This window comes from Acinetobacter sp. YH12252 (assembly GCF_013417365.1).
Lineage (GTDB): Bacteria > Pseudomonadota > Gammaproteobacteria > Pseudomonadales > Moraxellaceae > Acinetobacter > Acinetobacter towneri.
In genome coordinates this window covers 1-3,154 of sequence record NZ_VPEA01000033.1, presented here as the reverse complement: position 1 = coordinate 3,154, position 3,154 = coordinate 1, and the positions used below count along the sequence as shown (strand labels likewise).

The 3,154-nt window shown below is 37.3% G+C and carries 2 protein-coding genes and 2 pseudogenes; all 4 read right to left on the bottom strand.

What is annotated here, in order from left to right; all coding sequences use genetic code 11:
* Positions 1–298: 298 nt before the first annotated feature.
* The 4 genes and pseudogenes from FTV28_RS13340 to FTV28_RS13325 all read right to left on the bottom strand — a co-directional run bounded on the left by FTV28_RS13340 (position 299) and on the right by FTV28_RS13325 (position 3,091).
* Positions 299–970 carry a DUF4145 domain-containing protein gene (locus FTV28_RS13340; RefSeq protein WP_179989177.1) on the bottom strand — a complete coding sequence of 224 codons (672 nt, stop codon included), beginning with the start codon at positions 968–970 and terminating at the stop codon, positions 299–301.
* Positions 971–1,143: 173 nt separating this feature from the next.
* Positions 1,144–1,548 (bottom strand): annotated as a pseudogene (locus FTV28_RS13335) (HlyD family efflux transporter periplasmic adaptor subunit); the annotation flags it as partial.
* 13 nt (positions 1,549–1,561) lie between these two features.
* Positions 1,562–2,582: pseudogene (istA, locus tag FTV28_RS13330) on the bottom strand (IS21 family transposase).
* 209 nt (positions 2,583–2,791) lie between these two features.
* Positions 2,792–3,091 carry a hypothetical protein gene (locus FTV28_RS13325; RefSeq protein ID WP_179989178.1) on the bottom strand — a complete coding sequence of 100 codons (300 nt, stop codon included), beginning with the start codon at positions 3,089–3,091 and terminating at the stop codon, positions 2,792–2,794.
* Positions 3,092–3,154: the final 63 nt, after the last annotated feature.

Sequence of the window (3,154 nt, the reverse complement as noted above, 5' to 3'; positions counted from 1 at the left end):
CTGTATTTCGTATAATATTGATTATGTTAAATAGGATATCTAAACACAGCACCCTACAATAATATCGTTGGTGCTGCACTTGACGGTTGCAATAATAAATTATCTTACCGTCAAGTGTATCCCAAGTAACATAACATAAGTTATGCGGAAATCAGACCGCTACTCGACTTGCGTATCAGTCAAACCTACGCAAGTCTGCGTGGCTATGATTTCAATATCTGGAAAATAGATACTCTATTAGTCTCAAATTTGGAACTAGAGTCCACCATTAGATAACGTGGACTCTTTTTTTGTTGTATTAAGAAGCATATTCAAGTAAGAATCTTTCAACATCTCGGATCATATTCTGTACATCGTTATCATTAAATTCCTCAATCTCCCCATGAGCAGCTTTATTTCTTATATGTGCCAAAGTTAAAACTTGCTTATGTTGAAGAGCACTATAGATATTAGCATTTTTTAATTCAGAATTAAGAGCATCAAGTTTTTTAGGTTTAGTAGTACCTTCTTGGCAAATATCAATTCCGTTATTTTTAGCTAATTCTTTAATTGCTGTTTCTAAAACTACACCAGCAGTGACAGCAGAAGCTACTTTATAACCTGAATCAAGGAAATGCTGTGCTTGATCCAACTCACTATCAAAAACCTCTGACTGAATTAGTTTTTTGATTGTGATTAGAAAACCATTTTTTAAATCATCTTCTGCCGCTCTTAAAATTGGAATCACGCGATTTAATATTGCTTTTCTTGTATCCCCCATTCCTGCTTTAAGATTTTTATCAAACTGAGACAAATAATGTGACTTTTCACCACAAGTAATGCTTAATATATTTTTAGATTTCATTTGCCATTCGATAAAAGCTGATTGTAATTCAGGATTATAACCAGATCCAGCGGCTTCACATTTTTGATAGATTGAATCACCTTCTTCTATTAGTGAAGAAAATCGATCTAGTATTTTTTGGGTCATATTTATTCTCAAGTATTAGGTCATTCTGAAGTCGCATAACTTCATTTTATGTTAAATAAGATATCTGAAGATAGCACCCTGCATCGAGCTATGCGGTATTGATAAATATTCAATAAAGTGGAACGTTTTTTTAAAGAACGTTCCACTCAAAGAGTGTGGGGTTCAGCGGACGCTTACCTTTCTCTTAAAGCCTCTTGCGCTTTATTAAATGGTTTTATTAGATAATCTAAGATCGTTTTCTCCCCTGTTTTAATATCGACTGTTGCAACCATGCCAGGAGTAATACTGAATTGTTTGCCTGCTTTATTCATCAATTTTCCTGAATCCGTTCGAATATACACTCGATAATAAAATTGATCTTGCTTAACTTCATCTCTCAAGGTGTCTGGAGAAATAATAGAAACTTTTCCTTTCAACCCACCATAAATAGAATAATCATACGCGGTGATCTTCACCAGTGCATCTTGCCCAGGATGAATAAAAGCAATATCTCGCGGTGAAATACGTGCCTCAACCAAAAGTTGTTCATCCAGCGGAACAATTGTCATCAACTTGCCATTTTGAGAAATCACTCCGCCAATTGCAGATTCATCAGGAAACTCCCAGCAACTGGTCATATACTGATAATGGATGCTGCAAACTCTCGTAGGGCATCACATGCGGTGCCGCTGTAACAGGCACAATGCTGGAAACCGTATTTGATTGCGGTAATGGCGCGAATCTTTGCTGCTCTTGCTGCAGTCGAACAGCTGGTTTTTCTTGCGTGGTTGCATGAATCCGCTGATTGGCGGTTTCATGCAACCACCGACCAATGTGGGCATTAGCAACATCAACATCCAACAATAAGCCTGAAGTCTTAAGGCTTGCTTTCAATTGCACAATAAAGCTTGATTTGAGATATCCATTAAAGCGTTCAACTTTGCCTTTGGTCTGTGCGCGGTAGGGTTTACATACGCGGGAGGCGAAAGCCATATTTCTTGGCACAATCGAGCAGTTTGGGGTTCCATTTGTGCTGCCCCTCCTGATAGGCATCCCGTTCAATCATGATCGTTTTAGCGTTATCAAACAGGATTTCCTGAGGTACGCCCCCAAAGAACTGAAATGCATTTTCCAGACCATCGATCCATGCATCCGTCCGTTCATGATCATAAAATTTCACGAAGGTTGCTCTGGAATAACCTAATGTGGCCACAAAGGCTTTCAAAGTCGTATGGTGACGTCGAATCGTGGTGAAATCAACCTGCATTTGTTGACCAGGTTGGGTTTCAAAACGAATGACGGGTTCTGATTTGGCAACGGGTTTTAATGTTGCAAGATATTCCCTCAATATCCTGATCTTTCCTGGATATCCAAACCCTAAAATCTGCTTATAGAGCACAACGGCAGGAATCCATTCAGGATGAGCTGCATTTACACGTTCAAGCAAATAGGGTTTATATGGATCAAGAATACTTATTCTAGGTTGTGTACGCCGATACTGAGGTGTGGTGTTTTGCCGTAAATATTTACGTACGGTATTCCTGGATACCCCAAGTTCACGACTAATGGCTTTAATGGATTTACCTTGTTGATGAAGAATTTGGATGGTCACTGCTTGCTCCAAAGTTAACATGTTGAGCAGTCCAAAAAGACCGCTATATTAACCAAGGGGGTCAGTTTTAAAATGCCGTTAGAGGGTTATTTTTACACTGCTGCTAACACTTGTTATATTTATGGGACAGCAGTGGCCTTAAGCTCCCATTTTTACTGTATTTTTTTGAAATTTCGTATAACCACCATTATGTTAAATGGTAGGGGATTCTAAGTACGAGATTAGAAAATTTAGTCTTTAAGAGGAGAAATTTGTTCTAGCTTATCTTCAGGATTATTTTCTCTAATATGTATAATTCGATCATAATTTTCTACTCCTCGTAAGTGAGGTGGTGCAAATGCTGGATACTTGTTGAAAAAGTGCATTTTAATATTTAGTGCATGGTCTAAAATAAAAGCGCATTCAATTCCATAGTACTTATCATTAATAAAAAAATTGTCTGTAGTTTCTATTAGTTCTTGGATAGCTAAATCCAATTTTTGAATTTTTTCATTAATATCTTTAGTTTTATCTTCTATCTTTTTGTCCATTGGTATCACCTATAGAATTAAGTTCCCCTAAAATTAACATAATACACCTTATACGAAATCGAA

What these genes read in the sequence shown, in the direction of transcription:
- FTV28_RS13340 (WP_179989177.1), bottom strand. Translation starts at nt 970, where the DNA reads ATGACCCAAAAAATACTAGATCGATTTTCTTCACTAATAGAAGAAGGT.
- FTV28_RS13325 (WP_179989178.1), bottom strand. Translation starts at nt 3,091, where the DNA reads ATGGACAAAAAGATAGAAGATAAAACTAAAGATATTAATGAAAAAATT.